31 protein-coding genes and 1 tRNA gene are annotated in these 25,797 nt (G+C 61.7%); 8 read left to right on the forward strand and 24 right to left on the reverse strand.

What is annotated here, in order from left to right; all coding sequences use genetic code 11:
• Positions 1-163: 163 nt before the first annotated feature.
• Positions 164-1,636 carry a lignostilbene-alpha,beta-dioxygenase gene (locus GGR38_RS01130; RefSeq protein ID WP_183621877.1) on the forward strand — a complete coding sequence of 491 codons (1,473 nt, stop codon included), beginning with the start codon at positions 164-166 and terminating at the stop codon, positions 1,634-1,636.
• Positions 1,637-1,709: 73 nt separating this feature from the next.
• Here the strand turns inward: GGR38_RS01130 and tig are convergent, their stop codons facing one another.
• Together tig and GGR38_RS01140 are read right to left on the reverse strand one after the other, a co-directional pair.
• Entirely contained in the window at positions 1,710-3,227 is a 1,518-nt protein-coding gene (tig, locus tag GGR38_RS01135) for a trigger factor (RefSeq protein WP_183621879.1), read from the reverse strand.
• Positions 3,228-3,280: 53 nt separating this feature from the next.
• Positions 3,281-3,365, reverse strand: a tRNA-Leu gene (locus GGR38_RS01140).
• A gap of 246 nt (positions 3,366-3,611) precedes the next feature.
• On the opposite strand from GGR38_RS01140, the gene GGR38_RS01145 reads away from it, so the two are divergent.
• On the forward strand, positions 3,612-4,022 hold the full coding sequence (locus GGR38_RS01145; RefSeq protein ID WP_183621881.1) for a hypothetical protein: 411 nt from the start codon (positions 3,612-3,614) through the stop codon (positions 4,020-4,022).
• 3 nt (positions 4,023-4,025) lie between these two features.
• Here GGR38_RS01145 and sppA read toward each other — a convergent pair whose 3' ends face one another.
• Positions 4,026-5,930 carry a signal peptide peptidase SppA gene (gene sppA, locus GGR38_RS01150; protein WP_183621883.1) on the reverse strand — a complete coding sequence of 635 codons (1,905 nt, stop codon included), beginning with the start codon at positions 5,928-5,930 and terminating at the stop codon, positions 4,026-4,028.
• Between the two features lie 115 nt (positions 5,931-6,045).
• On the opposite strand from sppA, the gene GGR38_RS01155 reads away from it, so the two are divergent.
• Together GGR38_RS01155 and GGR38_RS01160 are read left to right on the forward strand one after the other, a co-directional pair.
• Positions 6,046-7,038, forward strand: a complete 993-nt coding sequence (locus GGR38_RS01155) for an aspartate carbamoyltransferase catalytic subunit (protein WP_183621885.1) — start codon at positions 6,046-6,048, stop codon at positions 7,036-7,038.
• On the forward strand, positions 7,035-8,267 hold the full coding sequence (locus tag GGR38_RS01160; protein WP_183621887.1) for a dihydroorotase: 1,233 nt from the start codon (positions 7,035-7,037) through the stop codon (positions 8,265-8,267). The genes GGR38_RS01155 and GGR38_RS01160 overlap by 4 nt, the downstream gene beginning before the upstream one ends.
• Here the strand turns inward: GGR38_RS01160 and ybaK are convergent.
• Together ybaK and GGR38_RS01170 are read right to left on the reverse strand one after the other, a co-directional pair.
• Complete coding sequence (ybaK, locus tag GGR38_RS01165) at positions 8,264-8,737, reverse strand: Cys-tRNA(Pro) deacylase (protein WP_183621889.1); 474 nt, start codon at positions 8,735-8,737, stop codon at positions 8,264-8,266. The two genes, GGR38_RS01160 and ybaK, sit on opposite strands and share 4 nt — an antisense overlap.
• 55 nt (positions 8,738-8,792) lie before the next feature.
• Complete coding sequence (locus GGR38_RS01170; RefSeq protein ID WP_183621891.1) at positions 8,793-10,634, reverse strand: methyl-accepting chemotaxis protein; 1,842 nt, start codon at positions 10,632-10,634, stop codon at positions 8,793-8,795.
• A 295-nt stretch (positions 10,635-10,929) separates the two neighbouring features.
• Here GGR38_RS01170 and rpsF point away from each other — a divergent pair, with 295 nt between their 5' ends.
• The 3 genes from rpsF to rplI are packed head-to-tail and all read left to right on the forward strand — an operon-like array spanning position 10,930 to position 12,126.
• Entirely contained in the window at positions 10,930-11,292 is a 363-nt protein-coding gene (gene rpsF, locus GGR38_RS01175; protein ID WP_168603805.1) for a 30S ribosomal protein S6, read from the forward strand.
• A 3-nt stretch (positions 11,293-11,295) separates the two neighbouring features.
• A complete protein-coding gene (gene rpsR, locus GGR38_RS01180) occupies positions 11,296-11,520 on the forward strand; it encodes a 30S ribosomal protein S18 (RefSeq protein WP_127710389.1) in 225 nt (74 codons plus the stop codon).
• Between the two features lie 12 nt (positions 11,521-11,532).
• Complete coding sequence (gene rplI / locus GGR38_RS01185; protein WP_183621894.1) at positions 11,533-12,126, forward strand: 50S ribosomal protein L9; 594 nt, start codon at positions 11,533-11,535, stop codon at positions 12,124-12,126.
• Between the two features lie 69 nt (positions 12,127-12,195).
• Here the strand turns inward: rplI and GGR38_RS01190 are convergent, their stop codons facing one another.
• Positions 12,196-13,161 carry an amidohydrolase family protein gene (locus GGR38_RS01190; RefSeq protein WP_221226948.1) on the reverse strand — a complete coding sequence of 322 codons (966 nt, stop codon included), beginning with the start codon at positions 13,159-13,161 and terminating at the stop codon, positions 12,196-12,198.
• A gap of 185 nt (positions 13,162-13,346) precedes the next feature.
• On the opposite strand from GGR38_RS01190, the gene GGR38_RS01195 reads away from it, so the two are divergent.
• A complete protein-coding gene (locus GGR38_RS01195) occupies positions 13,347-14,777 on the forward strand; it encodes an AMP nucleosidase (RefSeq protein ID WP_183621898.1) in 1,431 nt (476 codons plus the stop codon).
• Between the two features lie 85 nt (positions 14,778-14,862).
• On the opposite strand, the gene rplQ is transcribed toward GGR38_RS01195, so the two are convergent.
• The 18 genes from rplQ to rpsQ form a co-directional block, all read right to left on the reverse strand.
• Entirely contained in the window at positions 14,863-15,279 is a 417-nt protein-coding gene (rplQ, locus tag GGR38_RS01200; protein WP_168603809.1) for a 50S ribosomal protein L17, read from the reverse strand.
• A 116-nt stretch (positions 15,280-15,395) separates the two neighbouring features.
• Complete coding sequence (locus tag GGR38_RS01205; protein ID WP_172342588.1) at positions 15,396-16,457, reverse strand: DNA-directed RNA polymerase subunit alpha; 1,062 nt, start codon at positions 16,455-16,457, stop codon at positions 15,396-15,398.
• A 115-nt stretch (positions 16,458-16,572) separates the two neighbouring features.
• The gene (gene rpsK / locus GGR38_RS01210; protein WP_168603811.1) at positions 16,573-16,962 is read right to left on the reverse strand and encodes a 30S ribosomal protein S11; all 390 of its coding nucleotides are present in this window, start codon (positions 16,960-16,962) and stop codon (positions 16,573-16,575) included.
• A gap of 51 nt (positions 16,963-17,013) precedes the next feature.
• Positions 17,014-17,382: a 30S ribosomal protein S13 gene (gene rpsM, locus GGR38_RS01215; RefSeq protein ID WP_172342589.1), complete on the reverse strand. Its 369-nt coding sequence runs from the start codon at positions 17,380-17,382 to the stop codon at positions 17,014-17,016.
• 337 nt (positions 17,383-17,719) lie between these two features.
• A complete protein-coding gene (locus GGR38_RS01220; protein WP_183621899.1) occupies positions 17,720-18,364 on the reverse strand; it encodes an adenylate kinase in 645 nt (214 codons plus the stop codon).
• Positions 18,365-18,405: 41 nt separating this feature from the next.
• On the reverse strand, positions 18,406-19,773 hold the full coding sequence (gene secY, locus GGR38_RS01225) for a preprotein translocase subunit SecY (RefSeq protein ID WP_183622345.1): 1,368 nt from the start codon (positions 19,771-19,773) through the stop codon (positions 18,406-18,408).
• Between the two features lie 118 nt (positions 19,774-19,891).
• On the reverse strand, positions 19,892-20,371 hold the full coding sequence (rplO, locus tag GGR38_RS01230) for a 50S ribosomal protein L15 (protein WP_183621901.1): 480 nt from the start codon (positions 20,369-20,371) through the stop codon (positions 19,892-19,894).
• A gap of 48 nt (positions 20,372-20,419) precedes the next feature.
• Positions 20,420-21,451: an acyltransferase family protein gene (locus tag GGR38_RS01235; RefSeq protein ID WP_183621903.1), complete on the reverse strand. Its 1,032-nt coding sequence runs from the start codon at positions 21,449-21,451 to the stop codon at positions 20,420-20,422.
• 143 nt (positions 21,452-21,594) lie between these two features.
• Positions 21,595-21,771: a 50S ribosomal protein L30 gene (rpmD, locus tag GGR38_RS01240; protein ID WP_172342593.1), complete on the reverse strand. Its 177-nt coding sequence runs from the start codon at positions 21,769-21,771 to the stop codon at positions 21,595-21,597.
• A 5-nt stretch (positions 21,772-21,776) separates the two neighbouring features.
• Positions 21,777-22,493 (reverse strand): 30S ribosomal protein S5, encoded by a 717-nt coding sequence (gene rpsE, locus GGR38_RS01245; protein WP_172342594.1) that lies wholly within the window; start codon positions 22,491-22,493, stop codon positions 21,777-21,779.
• Between the two features lie 2 nt (positions 22,494-22,495).
• Positions 22,496-22,846 (reverse strand): 50S ribosomal protein L18, encoded by a 351-nt coding sequence (rplR, locus tag GGR38_RS01250; protein ID WP_172342595.1) that lies wholly within the window; start codon positions 22,844-22,846, stop codon positions 22,496-22,498.
• A complete protein-coding gene (gene rplF / locus GGR38_RS01255; RefSeq protein WP_172342596.1) occupies positions 22,846-23,379 on the reverse strand; it encodes a 50S ribosomal protein L6 in 534 nt (177 codons plus the stop codon). The genes rplR and rplF overlap by 1 nt, the downstream gene beginning before the upstream one ends.
• Positions 23,379-23,774: a 30S ribosomal protein S8 gene (gene rpsH / locus GGR38_RS01260; RefSeq protein WP_172342597.1), complete on the reverse strand. Its 396-nt coding sequence runs from the start codon at positions 23,772-23,774 to the stop codon at positions 23,379-23,381. Before rpsH ends, rplF begins: the two co-directional genes overlap by 1 nt.
• Positions 23,775-23,785: 11 nt before the next feature.
• Complete coding sequence (gene rpsN, locus GGR38_RS01265) at positions 23,786-24,091, reverse strand: 30S ribosomal protein S14 (RefSeq protein ID WP_168603820.1); 306 nt, start codon at positions 24,089-24,091, stop codon at positions 23,786-23,788.
• A gap of 32 nt (positions 24,092-24,123) precedes the next feature.
• Complete coding sequence (rplE, locus tag GGR38_RS01270) at positions 24,124-24,702, reverse strand: 50S ribosomal protein L5 (RefSeq protein ID WP_168603821.1); 579 nt, start codon at positions 24,700-24,702, stop codon at positions 24,124-24,126.
• On the reverse strand, positions 24,695-25,015 hold the full coding sequence (gene rplX, locus GGR38_RS01275) for a 50S ribosomal protein L24 (protein ID WP_168603822.1): 321 nt from the start codon (positions 25,013-25,015) through the stop codon (positions 24,695-24,697). The genes rplE and rplX overlap by 8 nt, the downstream gene beginning before the upstream one ends.
• Positions 25,015-25,383 carry a 50S ribosomal protein L14 gene (rplN, locus tag GGR38_RS01280; RefSeq protein WP_110869606.1) on the reverse strand — a complete coding sequence of 123 codons (369 nt, stop codon included), beginning with the start codon at positions 25,381-25,383 and terminating at the stop codon, positions 25,015-25,017. The genes rplX and rplN overlap by 1 nt, the downstream gene beginning before the upstream one ends.
• A gap of 139 nt (positions 25,384-25,522) precedes the next feature.
• The gene (gene rpsQ / locus GGR38_RS01285) at positions 25,523-25,792 is read right to left on the reverse strand and encodes a 30S ribosomal protein S17 (protein WP_168603823.1); all 270 of its coding nucleotides are present in this window, start codon (positions 25,790-25,792) and stop codon (positions 25,523-25,525) included.
• Positions 25,793-25,797: the final 5 nt, after the last annotated feature.

The following is a 25,797-nucleotide window of genomic DNA, read 5'->3' on the forward strand; positions in this document are numbered from 1 at the left end:
ACTGCTTTTGGGTTAATCTTCTCCCCCCGGCATGGCCTGTAATGGACAATTATGCCGGTCATTTTTGCCATTTGCCCTAGATGAGGTTTGACCCGATGGTCGGATATTATATGTATAACATACAAAATGCCGTCACGAACGGTCCGAACCGGAGAGGAAAAACATGGCCCATTTCCCCGACACCCGCAGCTTTACCGGCATTTTGCGGCCGGTCCGGCTGGAATGCGACATTCTGGACATGGAAATCGAGGGCGAAATCCCGGAATCGATGAACGGCACGTTTCACCGCGTACATCCCGATTCGCAATTTCCCCCGAAATTTGCTGACGACCAGTTTTTCAACGGCGACGGCATGGTCAGCCTGTTCCGTTTTCGCGGCGGCAAGGTCGATTTCAAACAGCGCTTTGCCCATACCGACAAGTTCAAACTGGAGCGCGCCGCGGGCCGCGCCCTGTTCGGCGCCTATCGCAACCCGCTGACCGATGACGATGAGGTCAAGGGCCAGATCCGCTCGACCACCAACACCAATGTCATGGTCCACGCGGGCAAACTCCTTGCAATGAAGGAAGATGGCCCGGCCCTTGTCATGGACCCGCTTAGCCTTGAGACCGAAGGCTTCACCTTCTTCGACGGCAAGCTGAAGAACCAGACCTTTTCCGCCCATGGCAAGATCGACCCGGTCGCCGGCAATTTCTGCAATTTCGGCTATGCCGCCACGGGATTGCTGACGCGCGACTGCTCGTTTTTCGAAATCGATCCGCAGGGTAACGTCCTCTACGAGACCTTCTTCGAGGCGCCCTATTATTGCATGATGCACGATTATGCGATCACCGAGCATTACGCCGTGTTCCATATCGTACCCTCGACCAGCAATTGGGACCGGTTGAAAGCGGGCCTGCCGCATTTCGGCTTTGACACCACGCTGCCGGTTTACCTTGGCATCCTGCCGCGCGGGCCGGGCGTGACAGGCAAGGACATCCGCTGGTTCAAGGCGCCCAAGACGATCTTTGCCAGCCATGTGATGAACGCTTTTGAGGATGGCACGAAGATCCATTTCGACACGCCCGAAGCGGTCGGCAATTGCTTCCCCTTCTTCCCCGACATCCATGGCGCGCCGTTTGACCCGATGGCCGCCCGCCCCTTCCTGACGCGCTGGACGGTCGACCTGGCGTCAAAGTCGGATGAATTCCTCAAGGTCGAGCAACTCTCGAACTGGATCGACGAATTCCCCCGCATCGACGAACGCTATGTCGGTCAGCCCTACCGCCACGGCTATATGCTGGTGATGGACCCGGAAATGCCGGTGGACTTTCCCGGCGCGCGCGCCTCTGGCTTCCGCATGAACCGCATCGGCCATATCGACCACGCCACTGGCGCGCAGGACAGCTGGTGGGCCGGGCCGCATTGCATGATTCAAGAACCCTGCTTCGTCCCGCGCAGCCCCGATTCCCCGGAAGGCGATGGCTGGATCATCGCCGTGGTCGACAATCTGGTGACCAATTATTCCGATCTGGTGGTGCTGGACGCGCAAAGGCTGGAGGATGGGCCGGTGGGTCGCGCCAAGCTGCCCTTCCGCCTGAAATCGGGCCTGCACGGCAATTGGTGCGATGATCGCAAATATGCCACTTTTGCCTGAGGCGTAAACGAGAAAGGCCCGCCTCCCCGATCAGGGAGGCGGGCCTTTTCTTTAGCCCGTCGGGGCCAGCCGCTTATTCAGCAGCCGGTTCCTCAGCAGCCTTCTTCTTGGCCGGAGCCTTCTTCTTGGGAGCAGCTTCAGCCGCTTCCTCGCCCTCGGCAGCAGCCTTCTTCTTGGGCGCAGCCTTCTTCTTGGCGGCAGGCTTTTCTTCGTGGCCGTGGTCGTGGTCGCAATCCGGGCCATGGACGTGGCCGGCTTCGCCTTCTTCGGCTTCGATCGCGGCCTGCAGCTCTTCCTTGGTCACTTCGCGGGTCGTGACTTCGGCCTTGTCGAACAGGAAGTCCACGACCTTCTCTTCATAGAGCGGCGCGCGCAGCTGGGCGGCGACCATCGGTTCGGACTGGACGTATTCGACGAAGCGCTGACGGTCTTCCGGGCGATACTGCTGCGCGGCCTGCGACACCAGCATCTGGAATTCCTGGGCGGTGATTTCCACGCCGTTGGCCTGGCCGATTTCCGACAGCAGGAGGCCGAGGCGCACGCGGCGCACGGCGATCTTGCGATAGTCTTCCTTCTCGGCTTCGATTTCGGCCAGAGCAGCAGCGGGATCTTCCTCGCGACCGGCTTCCTGGGTCAGCTGTTCCCAGATCTGGTTGAATTCGGCTTCGACCATGCTGGGGGGCACGTCAAATTCGGCGCCATCGGCCAGAATGTCGAGCAGCTGGCGCTTCATCTGGGTGCGGGTCTGACCTTCGGTCTCGCCTTCCAGCTGACCGCGCAGCAGGCCCTTGAGCTGATCCAGATCGGTCAGGCCCAGGCTCTTGGCGAATTCGTCGTCGATCACGGTTTCACCGGCAACCTTCACCGACTTGACGGTGATGTCGAAGGTGGCTTCCTTGCCTGCGAGGTGAGCGGCCTGATATTCCTCAGGGAAAGTCACGGTGATGACCTTCTCGTCGCCAACCTTGGCGCCGACGAGCTGTTCTTCAAAGCCGGGGATGAAGCGGCCAGCGCCGATTTCCAGCGCCGCGTCTTCGGCCTTGCCGCCGTCGAATTCAACGCCGTCCAGCTTGCCCACGAAGTCAATGATCAGCTGGTCGCCGGTGGCGGCTTCCTTGCCTTCTTCGGCGTCGTTGAAACGCTTGGCCGACGAGGCGATGCGGGTGACGGCTTCGTCAACGGCTTCGTCCTTGACGGGAACGACCAGCTTTTCCAGCTTGAGCCCCGTCAGGTCGGGGGCCGAGATCACGGGCAGCACTTCGAGGCTGACGGTCAGCTCGGCGTCCTTGCCTTCTTCATAGCCTTCGCCCAGCGCGACATCGGGCTGCGTGGCGGGACGCAGAGCGTGGTCAGCGACCAGCTTGTCCAGCGCTTCGCGGATGGTCTGCGAGAGCACATCCTGATGAACCTGCGCGCCAAAGCGCTTCTTGACCAGATTCGCGGGCACCTTGCCGGGGCGGAAACCGGGCAGCTGCACCTGCGGAGCGATCTTGACGACTTCGCTCTCGATCTTTTCGGCAATGAAGCCGGCGGGGATCGTCACGGTGAAGCCGCGCTTCAGACCCTCATTGGTGGTTTCGACAATCTGCATGATAATTCAACGCCTTCCCAACTCGCAACTGTCGCTTGCACGGGGCGGAAGACTGGTGCGGGCGAAGGGACTCGAACCCCCACATCTTACGATACTGGTACCTAAAACCAGCGCGTCTACCAATTCCGCCACGCCCGCATGAAGACGAAGCTACGTCAAATTCAGATGGGGGGCCTTAGAGAGCTTGGACCAAAAGGGCAAGCACCCAAACGCAGATCTCGCGCAAACCGCGTATCCGCACCGTCTTTGACCGCCTCCCAGCCCGCTACAAGCCCGCCAAGCGGCATTTTAAACCGTCCAGCAACGGGCGAGCAACACGCCAAGCCTACCTGCGGATCAGGCCTGAGACAACAAACCATACAGGCTAATAAGCAGGAGGTGATTATGCTTCACGTGTTGCTGGCGGCGGCGCTTGCCGGAACCGCCACCCATTCCGAAACGCTGTCCTATCGGGAAAAGGCGATAGAACTGCATTACAACGCCCATATCGAATTGCGCACGGTGGCGATGGGCGTCCACGCCCCTACCCGCGGTCATGAACGCTCATGCCATTGGCAGGCGCGGCTGATCGTCGAGCGACGCTTGGGCGATGGCGCTTTTATAAGCCGCCTGCCCGTCGTCAAAAAGGCGAATGGGTCGCTCTACGGCCCCTGCCACGCCGACAATCGCCATGTGAAACAGGCGGCAAACCGCGCTCTGGGTGATCTTGATCTGGCCCTGCGCGAGGCGGCGCGTCAGGACCGCCTCGTCGTTCTGGCCGAAATCGAGGCGACCCATTCGCGCTCCACCCAGTAAGCCCTAGACCGCCAGCCAGCGGGCCAGAACCATCAGCCACGAGCGGGTCTGGCCCATCTGGCCACCCCCAGAGCGATCAACAACGCCCGCCTCGCATTCCAGACAATAGGCCTGCGCCCCGCGCACCGCCATCAACCGCTGCGCCCCGACCACCGCCGAAGCCAGACGCGCGCGCTGGCGCTGGGTCACCATGCCGACCCAATCGACGGCGGCATCATCATCGCCCGCCTCATTATCCTGCGCGCCGAACTGGCGCAGGATCTGATCGACCGGGCCAACCTCATCGCCCAGCCAGACCGCATGCCACGCGCCATCCTTGATCCCGGCGCGCCCAGCCGCATCGGCCAGCGCGGCATCCAGCCCGCCAAACCCATCGACCAGCCCGATCTGATGCGCGGTGCCGCCATCCCAGACGCGGCCCTGCGCGATGCGATCCACCTCCTCGGGCGTTTTCTTGCGCGAGGCGGCGACCAGACCGACGAACCGGCCATAGCCCGATTCAATATTAGCCTGCAAAATCTGCTCGATCTCGGGCGTCAGCCCGGTCAGCACGTCGGGCTGCCCGGCCAAAGGCCCGGTGCGGACACCATCACCCTTGACGCCCCAGCCCTCCAGCGCGCGCTCGAAACTGGGGATCACGGCAAAGATGCCGATCGAGCCGGTGATCGTGCCCGGCTGGGCAAAAATTTTGGCGCCGGAGGTCGAGACCCAATAGCCCCCGCTGGCCGCGACATTGGCCATCGAGATCACCACCGGCACGCCGCGCGCCTTTTGCCGCAGGATGGCGGCACGAATGGCCTCCGAACCCGTTACCGACCCGCCCGGCGAATCCACCCGCACCACCAGCGCGGCCAGCTTCTTGGTCGAGGCAGCATCGATCAGCTTGGCGATCCGCTCGCCGCCCGCGCTGCCGGGGCCTGCCTTGCCATCGGTGATTTCGCCCGCCACCGTCACCACGCCGATCACGCGACCATCCTTCTTGGCCGGATGGCCCGCCAGCCAAGCCGCCAGCGTTGTATGAGCAAAGCTGCCGGGGGCGGGCACCTCATCGCCAGATTTGTCCTCGCCCGCGATTTTGGCAATCGCATCACCCCATTCGGCCCGCGTACCGATCTTGTCGACCAGCCCCGCCGCCAGCGAAGCCTTGGCCGCATCCCCGCCCGAAGCCTTGAACCAGCCCACCGGATCGGCCACCACCTTGTCGACCTGCGCCTTGGGACGGGCCTTCAGCACATTCTCGCGCCATTGGGCAAAGATCGTGTCGAGCAGCGCCTTGCGCGCCTCCCGCGAGGGTTCGGACATCGAATCGCGAATATAGGGTTCGACGAAATCCTTATACGTCCCCACGCGGAAGACATGGGCCGAGATCTTCAGCCGTTCCAGCAATTTGGCAAAATAGAGGTTCTGTCCGCCCAGCCCTTCGACATAGGCCCCGCCCAGCGGGTCGATCCAGATCTCGCTGGCATGCGAGGCGATCAGCAGGCCGCGATCCCCCAGCATCGTGCCATAGACCAGCACCGGCTTCTTCGCCTTGCGCACCACATCCATCGCATCGCCGATTTCAACGGCATGGACAAAGCCCGCGCCGCCGAATTTGCTCATGTCGATGGCCACGGCCTTGATCTTCTCATCGGTCGCCGCCCCGCGCAGCGCGCGAATCACATCGCGCTCGCGCAATTCCGGGTCGCCCACATTGCCCGTCAGCACGCTTTGCAGATCGGTCTTCTGCAATTCCTCGACCACCGCGCCCTTCATCTCGATGAGCAGCGCCCCTTCGCGCAATTGCGGTGACGCGGGCCGGGCCGAGAGCGCGGCATAGAGCGAGCCGAAAAACAGCAACAGCAAGGCCAGCACCAGCCCATCCTTGATGGCCACCAGCAGCCGCCACACCGATTTTGCAAAAGCCATGTCTTCTCCGTTGTCTTGCCCGCCCACCCTACGAAGGATTTGCCCAACAGAGAAGTGGACAAACGGCCCTTTCCTCTTGAGCCGGGCCGACCACAGGTTTAGAGCGCTCTCTTCAATGACATCAGCAAACTCCTCCAGCCGGAGCCGCTACCCTGCGGGCTCTCTGGCCTTCCCGCACCGTGGGCTGCTCGGTCTTGCCGGCCTTGCCCCGCACGAGATCCTCTTTCTGCTCGACGAGGCGGAGCAATGGGTGGAGCTGAACCGTCAGCCGACCAAGCGGGTCGATCACCTGCGCGGGCTGACCATCATCAACGCCTTTTACGAGAATTCGACGCGCACGCTGCTGTCGTTTGAAATCGCGGGCAAGCGCCTTGGCGCCGATGTGGTCAACATGTCGGTGGGCCAGTCGAGCGTGAAGAAGGGCGAGACGCTGATCGACACGGCCATGACGCTCAACGCCATGCGCGCCGATGCGATCGTGATCCGCCATGCCAGCTCGGGCGCGGTGCGGCTGATCGCGGAAAAGGTCGATTGCCCGGTGCTGAACGCGGGCGATGGCCAGCATGAGCATCCCACGCAAGGCTTGCTGGACGCATTGACCATCAAGCGGGCCAAGGGCGAGTTCGTCGGGCTGAAAGTCGTGATCTGCGGCGATATTCTGCACAGCCGGGTGGCGCGTTCGAACATTCTTGCACTGACGGCTCTTGGCGCCGATGTGCGCGTATGTGCCCCGCCCGCGCTGATGCCCGCCGATATCGAGCGGATGCGCGTGACCCCCTATCATGACTTTGACGCCGCGCTCAAAGACGCCGATGTCGTCATGATGCTGCGCCTTCAGAATGAGCGCATGACCGGCCAGTTCATCCCCTCGCCGCGCGAATATCGCCATCTTTACGGCCTTTCGGTGGACCGTCTGGCACGGGCGGCGGGCGATGCCATCGTCATGCATCCCGGCCCGATGAACCGGGGCGTGGAAATCGACTCCAACGTGGCCGACCTGCCGGGGCGCAGCCTGATTACGACGCAGGTGGAAATGGGCGTGGCGATGCGGATGGCCTGTCTGGAAGTGTTGACTCGAAAAGCGCGCAAGCTGGAGGGCTGGCAATGAAACAGGCAGCTCTGACCATCACCAACGGCCTGATCGTGGGCCGCGAGGGCGCGCCGGTTTCGGGCGCGATCCGCTGCGACGGCGACCGGATCGTTGCCATCGGCGCCGATGTCGTGCCGCAGGAAGGCGACCGGGTCGAGGACGCGCGCGGCAAGTTGATTGCGCCGGGTCTGGTCGATCTGGGCGTGTTTGCGATTGATAAGCCCGCGCTGCATTTCGGCGGGATCACCCGCGCGGCGCTGATGCCGGATCAGAACCCGCCTTTGGATCGCTCCTCAACCGTGCGTTATGCCGCGCAAAGCGGCAAGCCCGACCTCTGGGTCCATCCGCTTGCCGCCGCCACGCGCGGGCTGGAGGGCAGCGACATCGCCGAAATCGCCCTGATGCGCGATGCGGGCGCCAAGGCTGTGGCCACCGGGCGCCACTGGATCGCCGATTCGGGCACGATGCTGCGCCTGCTGCGCTATTGCGCGATGCTGGGCATGACGGTCATCACCCATGCCGAGGACAGCGGCCTGACCGGCAATGCCGTGGCCACGGCCAGCGAGATGGCAACCCGGCTTGGCCTGCCCAGCGCCCCGGTCGAAGCCGAGGCGCTGGCGGTGGCGCGCGATATTGCTCTGGCCGAAATGGCGGGGGCAAAGCTGCATTTCCGCCAGATCACCACGCGCGGCGCGCTGGATCTGATCCGGGCGGCGCAAAAGCGCGGTGTGGCGGTGTCGGCAGGCGTGACGCCTGCGCATTTCATGCTGTCGGACACGGCGCTGGCTGATTTCCGCACTTTCTGCCGCTTTTCACCCCCGCTGCGCCGTGAGGATGACCGCAAGGCGGTGATCGAGGCGATTGGCGACGGCACGATCAGCGTGATCACCAGCGGCCACGATCCGCGCGGGCCGGAGGATAAGCGTCTGCCCTTTGCCGATGCCGAACCGGGCATGGCAGGGGCCGAAACGCTCTTGCCGCTGACCATGAATCTGGTGCGCGACGAGGTGATCGACATGGCCACCGCCTTCCGCCTGCTGGCCACCAACCCTGCGCGCTTGCTGGGCGTGGATGCGGGCGCGCTGGAGGTGGGCCTTCAGGCCGACATCGCCATCATCGACGCGGATCGCCCGTGGATCGTTTCCTCGGACAAGATGGCGGCGGCGGCGGGCAACACGCCGTTTGACGGTCAGGGCGTGCAGGGGCGCGTTCTGGCCCTGTGGAAGGGTGGCCTGAAAGTCGGTTAAACCGCGATTTCAGCCTGTCTGGCCCCCAGCGCGCTTATCGCGTCATCGGGGGCCAGACGGACCTGAAGCCCGCGCTGGCCGCCATTGATATAGATGCTTTCCCATTCCTGCGCGCTGGCGTCCAGCACCACGGGAACCTTGCGGGTCTGGCCAAAGGGGCTGATGCCACCGATCTTATAGCCGGTGATCCGCTCGGCATCGGCCGGTTTCATCATCACCGCCTGTTTCACGCCCAGCGCGGCGGCGGCCTTTTTCATCGCCACCTCGCGGTCGCTGGGCGCGATGACACAGGCCGGTTTGCCATCGGCCAGCACCATCAGCGTCTTGAACACCCGCCCCGCCGGTTCGCTCAGAGCGGCGGCGGCGGCCTGACCGATGCTGTCGGCGTCGGGGTCGTAATCATAGGTGTGCAGCGTGAAAGTCACGCCCGCACGGTCGAGAAATTGCGTTGCGCGCGTTGCCTTGGCCATGGGGGCGCCTCCTTGGCCTATGGCTCTATCCGCCCGCCAAGCCTTTGCCCAGAGGCTAAAATTCGCTCCAGTCATCGCCGACGGCCTTGGCCATGCCGGAAGGACGATGGCGCACTTCGGGTGCAGGGCGGGTTCGTTGCAATGTGGATTGGCGGCGGAAAGGCACCGGATCATCGCTCCTTTCGCGCCGGACCGCCGCATCGCGGGTGCGGAAACCCGACACCAGTTGAGTCAGCTTCTCGGCCTCCTGCGAGAGATTGTGGGTCGAACTGGTCGATTGCTGAACCATCGCCGCATTTTGCTGGGTCATGCGGTCCATATCGCCCACGGCGTCATTGACCACGCGAATATTGGTCGCCTGCCGCTGAGAGCTTTCGGCAATTTCCTCGATCAGCACGCTGATTTCCGAAACTTTTGCCACAATGCCCTGCAGACGTTCGCCGGTGCGCCCGACCAGATCGACGCCGGCCTCGACCTGTGTGGAAGAATTGTGGATCAGACTCTTGATGTCGCGCGCGGCATCCGCTGTGCGCTGGGCCAGGGCGCGAACCTCGCTGGCCACCACTGCAAAGCCGCGCCCCGCCTCGCCCGCCCGCGCCGCCTCGACCCCGGCGTTGAGCGCGAGAAGATTGGTCTGAAAGGCAATGGAATCGATCACGTTGATGATCTGGCTGATCTGCTGTGATGATTGCTCGATGGCGGCCATGGCAGTAACCGCATGGGCCACGACATCGCCGCCATCGCTGGCCTGACGATGGGCCTCCTGCGTGGCGGCGCGCACCACGGCGGCGGTCTGGGCCGAGGCCTGAACCGTTTCGGACACCGCGCGCAATGAGGCGGCGGTTTCCTCAAGGCTGGCGGCCTGCGTCTCGTTCCTGCTGGCCAGATCGTCGGCGGCGGCCTTGATCTCCTTGACCGAGCGCATCACCCCGCCCGCCCCCACGCGAACCGTGCCCAGCGCATTCATCAGCGAGGAGACCGAATGGTTGTAATTCTCGCGCAGGGCCTCGTATTCGGGCGGAAAGGCATCGTGAAGACGGTGTTCCAGATCCTTGGCGGCCAGTTGAGTCAGCGCGCCGCTTAACGCATCGACCACCTGCTTTTGCTCGACCTGCGCCTGTTTCTGGGCAAGGCCTGCCTGACGGAACACTTCCATGGCCTGTGCCATGATGCCTATTTCATCGCCGCGCTGGCGCCCTTCGGCCTCAAAGGAATAATCGCCCTGCGCCATGCGCCCCATCGCCTGCGCGGTGGCGTGAAGCGGCGAGACGATACCATGGTCGATGAACCGGCGGGCCATCACGATCGCGCCGACCACCAGCGCCATCATAACGCCCACCAGAGCCAGCGCCGCAATCACCAGCGGATCGTCGAAACGATGCTCTGCCTCGCGGAAATCGGCGGACATTTTGACCAGTCGCAGGATAGCCTCATGCTGACGGGCATAGGCCGGGGCCAGTTCCTCGTCATAGACCCGGCGCATGACCGCCTCGTCGCCCGCACGGGCCGCCGGGGCGAACCGGGTGTTCAGCGCGCTCCAGAAGGCATCGGCATGGGTCTGGCTCTGTTTGAGAACATCGAGTTGATCAGTCGGGATCGGAGCGGTCTGCCAATAGGCTTTGCGGGCCAGATAGTCCCTTTCCAGCGCGGCCAGATTTTGCAGATGCAGCCCCGCCTGTTCGGGATGAAGCATCGCCTGCGAGGCTTCGAGGCAAGGTTCGACGACATAGGCGGGCGGCGGCAGTATATCGGCCACCAATTCATCCTGAAGCGCATATTTGCGATAGATCGGCCCGCCATAACGGATCTGGAAAATCGCGGCGGCCGACAGAATAATGGCAAGGCCAACGACGGCAAAGATCAGCCGACTGCCAATTCTAGCCTTGTCACCGATCATGCCACTTCAATCCCGTTGCCTGGACGCGATTGCACCGTAACAAGGAGTGGTTGGCGCGTCGTATCGAATTGCCCTGTCGAAATACTTAGCCTTTCGCAAAGCGACGGTTTGCAACAGGCCCGGCCGGATGCATTCGCGCGAAAATCCTTGCCTTGGGGCCAAATTTCGCTAAGGGCCGCATCTTCTGAAAGTGCGGATTCGCAGCCCGCGCACATGATATGCGAAGAAAGCCGGAGGGGCCCCGCAATCGTGCGGACAAGCCAGCGATCGGTTAACGGATGAAAAGGAAGCTGCCGTGGCTCTCTATGAGCACGTGTTCCTGGCTCGCCAGGATCTGAGCCAAGCGCAGGTTGATGCGCTTGCCGCCACCGCCACCGAGATCATTGAAACCAACGGGGGCAAGGTCACCAAGACCGAAACCTGGGGTCTCAAGAACCTCGCCTACAAGATCAAGCGCAACCGTAAGGCTCACTTTGTGATGCTGAACGTTGAAGCCCCCGCCGGCGTCACCGCCGAGCTGGAGCGTCAGATCGGTATCAACGAAGACATCATCCGTTTCATCACCGTTCGCGTTGATGAACTGGAAGCTGGCCCGTCGGTCCAGATGCGCAAGAACGATCGCGAGCGCAGCCGTCGCCGCGAACGCGAGGAGGCTTGATCCATGGCTCGTGCATTTTTCCGTCGTCGCAAGAGCTGCCCCTTCTCGGGCAAGAACGCTCCCAAGATCGACTATAAGGACATCCGCCTGCTTCAGGGCTTCATGTCCGAACGTGGCAAGATCGTTCCCAGCCGCATCACCGCCGTTTCTGCCAAGAAGCAGCGCGAACTGGGCCAGGCGATCAAGCGCGCCCGCCATCTGGGCCTGCTGCCCTACCTCGTGAAGTAAGGGAGAAAATCCATGCAGATCATTCTCCTCGAACGTATCGAGAAGCTGGGCCACATCGGTGACGTTGTCACCGTGAAGGACGGTTACGCCCGTAACTTCCTGCTGCCCAACAAGAAGGCGCTGCGCGCCAACGAAGCCAACCGCAAGGTGTTCGAAGCCCAGCGCGCCGACATCGAAAAGCGGAACGCCGAAGCCAAGGCAACTGCCGAAGGCCAGTCGGGCGACGTCGAAGGCAAGAGCGTGGTTCTGATCCGCGCCGCCTCGAACGCCGGCCACCTGTACGGCTCGGTTTCGGTGCGCGACATCGCTGATGGCCTGAACGCCGAAGGCGCCAAGGTCAACAAGGCGATGATCGTTCTGGAACGCCCGATCAAGTCGATCGGCATCTATGACGTTCGCGTTGCTCTGCACCCCGAAGTCTCGGTGACCGTCAAGGTGAACGTTGCCCGTTCGCCCGACGAAGCCGAACTGCAGGCTCAGGGTGTGAACATCTCCGAAGCGCTGTTCGACAACGCTGTAGGCGGCTTCACCGAAGCCTATGACCCCAACGCAGAACCCGGCGAAATTCCGTCGGACCTGCTGGAAGGCGAAGCGGAAGCCGAGTAATCGGTTTTCGCGGCCTTCGGTCGGAAAAGAATCAGGGGGCGTGGGAAACCGCGCCCCCTTTTTCATGGGTTACTTCTTGATCCGCAGGAAGCGCGCGGCATTGTTATACAGAATATCGCGCTTCTGTTCAGGCGTCAGATAGTCGGCGTTTTGAATGATGCCGATCGAATAGGCCATCAGCCCCGGCCAGAGCAGCTGATCGGTGCCGTACATCACCCGGTCGCCAAATCCGCCCTCGACAAGACGCTGGATATATCGGTTCACTTCCTTGCGCGGATAGGACCAGATCAGACCGGCAATATCGACATAGACATGGCTGTTGGCCTGAAGCAGCGTGAGCATGTTTTCGGCCATCGGATAGCCGGCATGCATCACCTGCACCCGCAACTTGGGATGGCGGGCCAGCAGATCTTCGAGCAGCAGCGGATTACCCATCGAACCGCGGAAAGTTGAGCGCGAGACATTCGAGCGCCCCGAACCGCCCGTGCCCATGTGAATGGCGACCGGAATATCCAGCTTCTCAGCCAATGCGAAATAGGGTTCGGCGCGCATGTCGCTGGGCGAAATGCCTTCATATTGCAGGCCGATTTCGCCCATCACCTTGAAGCCATCCTTGGTGAAGGATACTTCGAGCCGCTTCAACTGATCGGCCTGATCGGGGGTCGTTACGCTCTTGAAGGCTGTGCCGGGGATCACGCGCTCGGGCGCGGCGGCCTGCCATTTCTTCACCTCGGCCGGATCGCCGAAGAACACGCCGGTCACATTCAACCGCTTCATCTCGGCCAGCACCTCGGGCATATATTGCCCCTTGGCCGCCGGATAGAGGCGCGGCGTACAATCCTCCTTCGACCAGCCGAACGGCGCCTCCGGCCCATCGGCGGGGTCCGAGGCAAGGAAACGGTCGGCATTGGGACACATCGGCATGCCCCCGCTGGCAAATTCCCCGGCATGCATATGTACGTCGATCACCGGACCGGGGTCGCCTGCGGCGTTCTGGGCCATGGCCGAACCAATCATGAAAACGTTACCAAGCATGGATGCGGTTAAAGCGGCTCGCAGGCCCGTCTTGCGCATTCTCTCTCTCCCATGGGATGAAATGTCGGGGCGCCTTCCCTGTTTCGCGCCCGCATCGTCATCCTTGCGCGCCAATCTTACGCCGTCAAGTCAGCCATTTCTTCGCCCCCTCTTGCAGCGCAGCGCAAGTGCGATAGTTTTACCCCATGAACACAGAGCAAATCATCACCCAATTGAGCGCCATCTATGATGCCGCCGTTGCCACATTGCGGGCCGATATTGCGGCCTTTGCCGAAAATGGCACGATCCCGCCCGCCTCGCGGATTGCCGAAAACGCCTGGTGCTATCCTGAATTGCGGGTCCATTATTCCGGCCACGAGACCCATCCCGATGCCAGTCGCGCCTTTGGCCGCCTCAGCGATGCCGGTTCCTATGCCACCACCGTCACCAAGCCCCACCTGTTTGCAGGCTATCTTGACGAGCAATTGCAGACGCTGGCCGAGGATTATGAAATCACGGTCGAGGTCGCCCGGTCGAATCAACAGATCCCCTTTCCCTATGTGCTGGATGCCACCAACGCCACCTCGGCCCGGCCATGGGAACTGGCGCAGCATTTTCCGACCACCGAACTGGCGCTGATCGGTGATGAATTGTCCGACGGGCTGGTCGATATGGGTCAGGATGGGCAGGTCATGCCGCTGGCCCTGTTCGACGGGCTGCGCACCGATTTCAGCCTTGCGCGTCTGGCGCATTACACGGGCACCAGCCCCAGCCATTTCCAGCGCTATATTCTTTTCACCAACTATCACCGCTATGTCGATGAATTCGTCGATTGGGCGGGCCAGCAATTGGGCGAGAACGGCTATACGGCATTGTCTGGCGCGGGCGGGCTATATCTGACCCAGCGGCATGACAATGCACGTGTGCTGCTCTCTGACACGGCCTGGCGGCGGCATCAGATGCCCGCCTACCACCTGATCGGCCCGAACCGCAGCGGGATCACGCTGGTCAATATCGGCGTTGGCCCTTCCAATGCGAAAACGATCTGCGACCACCTCGCCGTGCTGCGCCCGGAGGCATGGCTGATGATCGGCCATTGCGGCGGCCTGCGCGATACGCAGAAGATCGGCGACTATGTGCTGGCTCACGCCTATCTGCGCGACGATCATGTGCTCGATCCGGTCTTGCCCCCCGAAATTCCCATCCCGGCCATTGCCGAGGTTCAGCGTGCGTTGGAACATGCCGCCGAGATCATTTCCGGCCAGACCGGCGCGAACCTGAAGAAGCGCCTGCGCACCGGCACTGTGGTGACGACCGACGACCGCAACTGGGAATTGCGCTACACGCTTTCGGCCCAGCGTTTCAGCCTGAGCCGAGCGGTGGGCATTGATATGGAAAGCGCGACCATCGCCGCACAAGGCTACCGCTTCCGCGTTCCCTATGGCACGCTGCTATGTGTCTCGGACAAGCCGCTGCATGGCGAGATCAAGCTGCCGGGACAGGCGAACCGCTTCTATGAGGAGGCCATCGCCGCGCATCTGGCCATCGGCACCACCACGGTCGATCTGCTGCGCGCCGAAGGTCAGCGGCTGCATTCACGCAAGCTGCGTGCTTTCCGCGAGCCGCCATTCCGCTGATCGCCCGTTACAGGCAAAGAAAAACCGCCGTGGCATCATCTGCCACGGCGGTTTTTTATTGCGACCTTTGGAAGATCAGCGAGGATTATTCCTCACCTTCATCCGCAGTCAGAACCGGACCCGAGTCCTGGCCCTTAGCGGCCACGTCACGGTCAACCAGTTCGATGATCGCCAGAGGCGCAGCGTCCGATGCACGGATGCCGGCCTTGATCACGCGGGTGTAGCCACCGTTGCGATCCGAATAGCGCGAAGCCAGAACGTCGAACAGCTTAACCAGCTGAGCATCGTCCTGCAGGCGGGCGTGCGCCAAACGACGGTTCGAAAGACCGCCACGCTTAGCCAGCGTGATCAGCTTTTCGAGGTAGGGGCGCAGTTCCTTAGCCTTGGGAACAGTGGTCAGGATCTGCTCATGCTTGATGAGCGAAGCCGACAGGTTGCGCAGCAGCGACTGGCGGTGCTGGCTGGTGCGGTTCAGCTTACGCTGGCCGTACTTATGACGCATTGTATATTCCTTCGCGTTCGTAGGGGGGCCGTTTCAGGTACCCCGATCCAGGCGACATTTGACGGCTGCCGCCAAAACCGTTTGGCGGGGCCGGTTTCCCAGCCCCGCCGAAACTTTTAGCCCAGCAGCTCTTGTTCGAGCTTCTTGGCCATTTCCTCGATGTTCTCAGGCGGCCAACCGGGGATATCCATCCCCAGACGCAGACCCATCGAAGAAAGCACTTCCTTGATCTCGTTGAGCGACTTGCGGCCGAAATTCGGCGTGCGCAGCATCTCGGCTTCGGTCTTCTGAACCAGATCGCCGATGTAGATGATGTTGTCGTTCTTGAGACAGTTGGCCGAGCGAACCGACAGTTCCAGCTCGTCCACCTTCTTGAGAAGGTAACGGTTGAGCTGGTTGGTGTCGCCTTCTTCCGGAGCGGCAGCAGCAATGCCGCCGATCATCGGAGCCGCGCCAACCGGAGCGATATCCTCGAAGTGGACGAACAACGCCAACTGGTCCTGCAGAATGCGCGCAGCATAGGCCACCGCGTCTTCCGGCGTAACCGTGCCATCGGTTTCCACCGAAAGGCTCAGCTTGTCATAGTCCAGTTCCTGACCGATACGCGCATTGTCAACCTTGTAGCTGACCTGACGCACCGGCGAGTAAAGCGAGTCGACCGGGATGAGGCCGATCGGCGCATCAATCGGACGGTTCTGCACCGCCGGGACATAGCCCTTGCCGCTGTCCGCGGTCAGTTCCATGTTCAGCGTCGCACCCTCGTCGAGGTGGCAAATCACGAGGTCCTTGTTCATGACCTCGATGTCGCCCGTCACCGCGATGTCGCCAGCGCGCACTTCGCCCGGGCCGGTGGCCGAGAGCTGCAGGCGCTTCGGGCCTTCGCCCTGCATCTTGAGCGCGATCTGCTTAACGTTCAGAACGATGTCGGTAACGTCTTCACGCACACCGGTCAGCGAGCTGAACTCATGCAGCACGTTCTCGATCTTGATCGAGGTGATCGCGGCGCCCTGCAGAGAAGAAAGCAGGACGCGACGCAGCGCATTGCCCAGCGTCAGACCGAAACCGCGTTCCAGCGGTTCGGCGACGAAGGTCGCGCGGCGCTTGGGGTCGTTCCCCGGCTTGACTTCGAGGCTGTTGGGCTTCTTCAGTTCCTGCCAGTTCTTGATGTTGACAGTCATGGACTTCCCCTGATTTCTCTACTGGCGGGAACGACCACGGCGTTCCCGCACGATGCGGGCCGCGGTCGATCCTTGTGGCTGCGCGGACGGCAAAACACCGCCCGCGCAAGCACGATCAGACGCGGCGACGCTTCGAAGGACGCACACCGTTGTGCGGAATCGGGGTCACATCGCGAATCGAGGTGATGGTGAAGCCAACAGCCTGAAGAGCGCGCAGAGCGCTTTCGCGGCCCGAGCCGGGGCCCTTGACTTCGACTTCCAGGGTACGAACGCCGTGTTCGGCGGCCTTCTTGCCGGCGTCATCCGCAGCCACCTGAGCGGCATACGGGGTCGACTTGCGGCTGCCCTTGAAACCCATCATGCCGGCGCTGGACCAGCTGATCGCATTGCCCTGAGCGTCGGTGATGGTCACCATCGTGTTGTTGAAGCTGGCGTTGACATGCGCAATGCCGCTCGAAATATTCTTACGTTCCCGCTTGCGAAGGCGCTGGGGTTCACGTGCCATGGGATCTTATCCTCGTCTTCTGGTCAAATAGATGAAGCTAGCGGGAACCGCTTACTTCTTCTTACCAGCGATGGGCTTGGCCTTACCCTTGCGGGTGCGGGCGTTGGTGTGGGTGCGCTGGCCGCGAACGGGCAGGCCCTTACGGTGACGCAGGCCGCGATAGCAGGCCAGATCCATCAGACGCTTGATGTTCATCGCGGTTTCGCGACGAAGATCGCCTTCCACGGTGTGTTCGGCGTCAATGGCTTCGCGGATGTGCAGGACTTCGGCGTCCGACAGTTCCTGAACGCGACGACTGTGATCAATGCCCAGCTTGTCAGCGATCTGCTTGGCCTTGAACGAGCCGATACCGTGAATGTAGGTCAGCGCGATGATAACGCGCTTGTTGGTGGGGATATTAACCCCGGCAATACGAGCCACTCTTTTCTCCATGCTCCACAGGGATATGCAGCAAGGCCGCCTCAAAGAAGCAACAGGCCACACACCCCCATCTCAACGCTTTTTCACAACGACGAAAGCCAGATCACCTTGACGGCAAAAAGCCCGACGGGCGCACAATCATTAGTGCCTCCTGCCGGACTTACCCGTTTTCGACATGCGAAGAGCGCGCCTAGACCGATTCGCCTGACAAGTCAACGCGAGCGATCAAATTTTTGCGGAAAGGTAAACCGGAAAATTCCGCCCCTTCCGCGCTGCTCTTCAAAATGGAAAAACCCGCCCTCGCCTGCCAGTAGAGCCGCAAGGACGGGTAATTACCTTAAGCGATAATCCGCTCGATCGCATCGGTGACATGGCACAATTCAGCCATGCCATTCACGCGGGCAACAATGCCGCGAGCCTCATAGATCGGCAGGATCGGCGCGGTCTTGGCGCGATATTCGGCCATGCGCGTACGCACCGTTTCCTCATTATCGTCGGGACGGCGCTTGAATTCGGTGCCGTTGCACTTGTCGCAAACACCAAAGGCCTTGGGCTGCTCGAACTTGTCGTGATAGCCCTTGCCGCAATTGGCGCAGGTAAAGCGGCCCGTGATGCGCTCGACCAGAGCATCTTCATCAACGTCCAGCTCGATCACATGATCCAGCTTGCGGCCACGCTCACCCAGAATGGCGTCGAGCGATTCCGCCTGCGCCGCCGTACGCGGGTAACCGTCGAAAATCGCGCCAGCTTCGGGCCCCATGCTGTCCAGCTCTTCGCCGATCAGCGCCGAAACAATCGCGTCCGACACCAGTTCGCCGCGCTCCATGACAGCCTTGGCCTCAAGGCCGACGGGCGTGCCCGCCTTGACGGCCGCGCGCAACATATCGCCGGTCGAAAGCTGGCGAAAGCCATGACGCTCGACAAGGCGCTGGGCCTGAGTGCCCTTACCGGCCCCCGGCGGTCCAAGCAAAATGATATTCACTGGTCTCTCCCCTCCGTTCAGACCATCCAAGGCGGCGCGCGTTAGCGCATCCGCCCCTTGAGTTTCGCTTTCTTGATCAGATCACCATACTGGTGAGCCAACAGATGCGACTGGATCTGGGTGATGGTATCCACGGTCACGTTCACCACGATCAGCAAGCTCGTGCCGCCGGCCACCACCAGCCGCAGCCCGGTTTGCTCCATGAAGAACTCGGGCACAACACAGACTATGGTAATATAGGCAGCGCCGATTACGGTGATTCGCGTCAGAACATAGTCGAGGTAGGTCGACGTGTTCTTGCCTGGACGAATGCCCGGAATGAAGCCCCCGTTGCGCTTGAGATTGTCGGCCGTCTCTTCCGGATTGAACACCACAGCGGTGTAGAAGAAGCAGAAGAACACGATGCCCAAAGCATAAAGCGCCATGTAGAGCGGCTTGCCGTGACCCAGATACTGGTTGAGCGTGACGATCACATTGCCCAGCGTCGAATCAGGCGCGACCGACTTGCCGGCAAATTGCGTGATGGTCAGCGGCAGCAGCAGCAGCGAACTGGCGAAGATCGGCGGGATCACGCCCGCGGTGTTGATCTTAAGCGGCAGATGGCTGCGATCCGCCTGCATCATACCGTTCTGAGTCGCCCGCTTGGGATACTGGATCAGCAGGCGGCGCGTGGCGCGTTCCATAAAGCTGATGAACAGGATCATGCCGACCACCAGCGCCACCATCGCAAAGATGGTCAGCCCGTTGACCGAACCGGAACGACCGCCTTCAAACAGCTGGATGAAGAATTGCGGCATCTGGGCCACAATACCGGCCATGATGATCAGCGAGGTGCCGTTGCCGATACCGCGGCTGGTGATCTGTTCGCCCAGCCACAGCAGGAACATCGTCCCGCCGATCAGCGAAATCACCGCACAGACGCGGAACAGCATGCCCGGAATAACCACAGCCTGAAGCCCGGCGGAAGTGCCGTAAGCCTCAAGACCCGAAGCAATCGCCCAGCCCTGAATCGCGGTCAGCAGCACCGCGCCATAGCGCGTCCACTGGTTCAGCTTCTTGCGCCCGCTCTCGCCTTCCTTCTTCAAGGAAGCCAGCGCCGGATGCAGCGAAGCGGCGAGCTGAACCACGATCGAGGCCGTGATATAGGGCATGACGCCAAGCGCGATGAGGCTCATGCGCTCAAGGCTGCCGCCCGAGAAAGTGTTGAAAATGTCGAGAATGCCACCCTGCGTCTTGGCGTAAAGCTGCTGGAGCACCAGCGGATTGACGCCCGGAAGCGGGACAAAGCTCAGAAAACGGAAGACAATCAGCGCCCCGACGGTGAACCAGATGCGGCTCTTGAGTTCCGTCGCCTTGTTAAAATTGGCGAGACTGAGTGTACTGGCGATATTATCGGCGCGCGATGCCATAGGATTGCTCAAACCCTGACCCTGGCCGCCAAAATGGGCGGCGGACCTTTACCCATAGGTGGGAAAGGATAAGGACTGCGGGCGGGGATACAACCCCCGCCCGCAAGCCCAAACCAAATTACTCGGCAGCAGCAGCCACGGCCGGCACTTCGACCGAACCGCCAGCAGCTTCGACAGCCGACTTGGCGCCGGCCGAAACGCCGGCAACCTTGAAGCTGACCTTGGCGCTGAACACGCCCTTGCCGAGCAGACGCACGCCGTCCTTGCCGCCACGGGCCAGACCGGCGCCCTTGAGCGCTTCGTGATCCACAACAGCCGAGATGTCGAGCTTACCTGCGTCGATCGCCTTCTGGATCATGCCCAGGTTGACTTCAGCATAGTCCTTGCCGAACGGGTTGTTGAAACCACGCTTCGGCAGACGCATGTGAAGCGGCATCTGACCGCCTTCGAAGCCATTGATCGACACGCCCGAACGCGCCTTGGCACCCTTCTGGCCACGGCCAGCGGTCTTGCCCTTGCCCGAACCGATACCGCGGCCAACGCGGATACGACGGTGGCGGGCGCCAGCATTGTCACGGATATCATTCAACTTGGTCATATTATGCACTCGCTTTCGCTTTTATCGCGCTTGATGGAAGGCGCGCCCTTAGGCGAAATGGGCTGGCGTGTCACCCTTTTTCCGCGCAGCGCCCTGCCCCGCGCCATTGTCCCGCAAGATCCGCGACTTGACCCAGCTGGCGCGCAGCCGGTCAAGCGGGCGATCATACCAGCGCCACACACTATAAACCGCCAGCGGCGCGATCACGATGCCTCCCAACAACACGCTGCTCTCAGCCCACGGGCCATATCGCAGCACGAGGATCAGCGGCCAGTGCAAGAGATAGAGAAGAAAGGAAGAATCGCCCATCGCCCGGTCACCCCGGTCCGATTTCCCGGTGACCGAATAAAGCGCAAAAGGCAGCAGACAGACCCCAAGCCCCAAATTGAGAAACGAGGACAGATCCCCGCCCTCACTCAGCCAGCGATGACGATCCGGCCCCAACGCGCATAGCAACAGCCAGCCCAGCGCCACGCCCATCCCGGCTCCGCCCATCGCGGCCGAAACGCGCCATGCATGCTGTGCAGCCAACAGCCCCAGCAGGAAAAAGATCAGAAAGACAGGCAGCACGGCCACCCAATGCATGCCTATCGCCCATATAAAGCACAGCGCGCCAAGGGCCACCACGCTGACAGCGGACAAGCGCCCCACCATGCCGATCAGCAACGGCGCGACCAGATAGAATTGCATCTCCACATCCAGCGACCATGCAGAGCCCAACGGCTTGATCGCCAATTGCCCATAGCCGAGCAGAGCGAAAGGCGCGACCGCCTGCACCGCCCCATCGTGCCGGATCAGCCCCCAATCAGGATGGTTCAACCCCCAATAGACCAGCAGGCTGAGCCCACTTGCCAGCACCGTCACCGGGGCCACCCGCCACCAGCGGCTGATGATAAAGGTCAGCCATGGTCGGCGGCAATGAACATAGCGCGAGGCCCAGACAAGGCGGACCCAATAGCCGCTCAGCGCAAAGAACACGAGAACCGGCGCCTTGCCGACCTCGATCCGCGTAATGTGATGGACGACCACCATCAGCGCCAGCCAGAGCCGGAACGCGCCGGGACCGGAGGGCCACAGCAAGCGCCCCGCCCCTATCCAAAATGTCGCCCCGGTCTGCATGCCTCAGGCTTCTAGCCGCTCAGACTTAACAAATGGCCACAAGAAAAGGCCCCGGATCGCTCCGAGGCCTTGTCCTGTGCTTCAATCTGAAAGCGCGGGGTCGATTAGTCGACCACGGCCACCAGATGCGGCAAACGAGCGATCGTGCCGCGAACTTCGGGGGTGTCCGTCAGTTCGACAACGCGATTCATCTTGTTAAGGCCCAGACCGATCAGCATCTTGCGCTGAGCTTCGGGACGACGGATCGGCGAACCGATCTGCTTGATCTTGATGGTTGCCATTGCGCTTACTCCGTAATCGCAGCGGCAGCAGCTTCAAGCTGCGCCTCAGAGTGATGATGCCCATCGCGGTTCAGCAGGTCGGTGACCTTCTTGCCGCGACGCTGCGCCACCGACTTCGGGCTCGACTGGTTGGTCAGAGCGTCGAAAGTGGCGCGGATCATGTTGTAGGGGTTCGAGGTGCCGACCGACTTGGTCACCACGTCATGAACGCCCAGGCTTTCGAAGACAGCGCGCATCGGGCCGCCGGCGATGATGCCCGTACCGGCCGGGGCCGAACGTACGCTCACCTTGCCAGCGCCGAAGTGGCCCTTGCCGTCGTGGTGAAGGGTGCGCGCTTCCTTGAGGGGAACGCGAACCATCTTCTTCTTGGCCGAGGCAGTCGCCTTGGTGATGGCTTCAGGCACTTCGCGCGCCTTGCCATGACCAAAGCCGACGCGGCCCTTGCCATCGCCGACCACGACGAGAGCTGCAAAGCCAAAGCGCTTGCCGCCCTTCACGGTCTTGCTGACGCGGTTGATGTGAACGAGCTTTTCAATCAGCTCTTCACCCTGCTCCTCGTCAGGCTTGCCGCGACGGTCATCGCGGCGACCGCGACCGCGGCCATCGCCACGTTCGCCATCACGACCGCGACCACGACCACGACGACCTTCACGCTCGTTGCCCTCGGGGGCAGCTTCAACAGCAGCGGGAGCCGCAGCTTCAAGGTTGGTTTCGTCAGCCATTGTCAGAACTCCAGCCCGCCTTCACGGGCGGCATCGGCCAGCGCCTTGACGCGACCATGGAACAGGAAACCGCCGCGATCGAACACGACAGTGGTGACGCCAGCGGCCTTGGCGGCTTCCGCCAGTTCCTTGCCCACAGCAACAGCGGAAACGACGTTGGCGCCGATATCCTTGCTGCCCTTCTTCAGCGACGAAGCCGAAGCGAGGGTACGACCAGCAGCATCGTCGATGATCTGGGCGTAGATGTGGCGACCCGAACGGTGCACCGAGAGGCGAGGACGCCCACCGGCACGAGCCTTGAGAGCGGTGCGAACGCGCCGACGACGGCGCTCGAACAGAGACAGCTTGGCCATTACTTCTTCTTCCCTTCCTTGCGGAAGATGAACTCGCCAGCGTACTTGATACCCTTGCCCTTATAGGGTTCGGGCTTACGCCAGCGACGGATCTCGGCCGCAACCTGACCCACCTTCTGCTTGTCGATACCGGAAATCAGGACCGTGGTGTTATCCGGGGTCTTGATTTCGATGCCTTCGGGAACGTCGAAGTTGACGTCGTGGCTGTAACCCAGCTGAAGCTTGAGCACCTTGCCCTGAGCGGTGGCGCGATAGCCCACACCGGTGATCTGCAGGGTCTTGGTGTAACCTTCGGTAACACCGGTGATCAGGTTCGAGACCAGCGTGCGCTGCATGCCCCAGAACGCGCGAGCGCGCTTGGTGTCATTGGCAGGCGTCACCTTGATGGTGTCGTCGGCCAGCTCATAGCTGATTTCATTAGCCAGGCTCAGCGTCAGCGCGCCCTTGGGGCCCTTCACGGTCAGCACGCCATCGGCGATATTCGCCGAGACGCCCGCCGGAATGGCAACAGGCTTCTTACCAATGCGGCTCATTAGAACACCTCCGCCAGCACTTCGCCGCCGACGTTGGCAGCGCGCGCTTCGGCATCCGAAAGCACGCCGCGGGGCGTCGAGACGATGGTGATGCCAAGGCCGTTACGCACCACGGGCAGTTCTTTGCTGCCCGAGTACACACGGCGACCCGGCTTGGAGACGCGAGCGAGATGCTTGATCGCGGGCTCGCCTTCGAAATACTTCAGCTCGATGCGCAGCTGCGGGTGAACGCCGGTGGCGTCCTCCGAATAACCACGGATGTAGCCTTCGCGCTGGAGCACTTCGAGAACGCGCGAACGCAGCTTCGAAGCCGGCGAAAGGACGGAATCCTTCTTCGCCTGCTGGCCGTTGCGGATACGGGTGAGCATATCACCCAGAGGATCGGTCAATGCCATCGCTTTGTTCCTTACCAGCTCGACTTCGTCACGCCGGGGATCATGCCCTTATTGGCAAGATCACGCAGCTCAACGCGGCACAGGCCGAACTTGCGATAGTAGCCGCGCGGGCGGCCGGTGGTGGCGCAACGGTTGCGCACGCGGGTCGGGTTCCCGTTACGGGGAATCTCGGCCAGCTTCAGGCGGGCAATCAGACGCTCGGTTTCATCAGCCGATTCATCGTCAGCAACAGCCTTCAGCTTCGCGTACTTAGCTGCGTACTTCTTGACGAGGGCCTTGCGGCGCTCGTTCTTGTTGATCGAACTCAGTTTCGCCATGGACTTAAGCTCTCTTTCTCAATCTTGCTCGCTCACGCCGCCTGCTTGGCTTCGGCGGTGGCAGTGAACGGGAAACCGAAGAGACGCAGCAGTTCGCGCGCTTCCTCGTCGGTCTTGGCCGAGGTGGTGACGATGATGTCCATGCCACGCACCTTGTCGATCTGATCGTAGCTGATTTCCGGGAAGATAATCTGCTCTTTCAGACCCATGGCATAGTTGCCACGGCCGTCGAAGCTCTTCGGATTCAGGCCACGGAAGTCGCGGATGCGGGGCATCGCGATCGTGATCAGACGGTCAAGGAATTCATACATGCGCTCGCGACGCAGCGTGACCTTGCAACCGATCGCCATGCCTTCACGCAGCTTGAACTGCGCAACCGACTTCTTGGCGCGGGTCACCACCGGCTTCTGACCGGCAATGGCTTCCATTTCGGCAGCAGCGGTCTGGACCTTCTTACGGTCCTGCGTGCCTTCACCCACACCCATGTTGAGCGTGATCTTTTCGATCTTCGGGATTTCGAGCGCGTTCTTGTAACCAAACTTTTCCGTCATCGCAGCAGCGATTTCGGCGTCATACTTGGTCTTGAGACGCGGAGTGTACTTATCAGCCATCGATAGCCTCCCCGGACTTCACGGCCACGCGGACCTTCTTGCCGTCCTTTTCCTCGAAGCGGATGCGGGTGGCCGCACCGGTCTTCGGATCGACGAGACCAACCTTGCTGATAGCCATCGGCGCTTCGCGGCGCTCGATGCCACCCTGCGGGTTCACCTGGGTCGGCTTGCGATGGCGGGCAGCGACGTTCACGCCGGCAACCACAATCTTGCCTTCCTTCGGCAGGACGGACAGAACCTGGCCGGTACGGCCCTTGTCCTTGCCCGAACGGACGATCACATTGTCGCCCTTCTTGATCTTAGCAGCGGACATTACAGAACCTCCGGAGCCAGCGAGATGATCTTCATGTAGCCCTTGGCGCGCAGTTCGCGAACCACGGGGCCAAAGATACGCGTGCCGATGGGCTCAGCGTTCTTGTTGATCAGCACAGCCGCGTTACCGTCGAAACGGATAACCGAACCGTCGGGACGGCGAACGTCCTTGCGGGTACGAACGATCACCGCGCGGTGAACGTCGCCCTTCTTGACCTTGGCGCGGGGCTGGGCTTCCTTGATCGACACCACGATGATGTCGCCAACGCCAGCGGTACGACGCTTCGATCCGCCCAGCACCTTAATGCACTGGACACGCTTGGCGCCGCTGTTGTCAGCAACGTCAAGCTGGGATTGCATCTGGATCATGGATCCGGTTCCTTACGTTAGGCTTGCCGGAACAAGTCCGGCAGTTCCAAAAAACGGCGCCCGCGCAAACGGGCACCGTGAAGCGGTCCGGCGCCCTAACCCGATTCGGGTCAGAGCGCCAGAGAATTTTTCAACGACCTTAGACGTCCGCTTCGACAGCGACGCCCTTGCCCGCCTGAACCCGCTCGATCACCTTCCAGCTCTTCAGCTTGGAGATCGGGGCGGTTTCCTCGATGCGGACAACTTCGCCAGCCTTGAAGGCGTTGTCTTCGTCGTGAGCGTGATACTTCTTCGAACGACGGATGATCTTCCCATAAAGGGGGTGCTTCACCTTACGCTCGACCTTCACGACCACGGTCTTGTCGGTCTTGTCGGAAACCACAGTCCCGATAAGAATACGCTTGGGCATGGTTT

It is taken from the genome of Novosphingobium sediminicola (genome assembly GCF_014196525.1).
GTDB classification, from domain to species: domain Bacteria; phylum Pseudomonadota; class Alphaproteobacteria; order Sphingomonadales; family Sphingomonadaceae; genus Novosphingobium; species Novosphingobium sediminicola.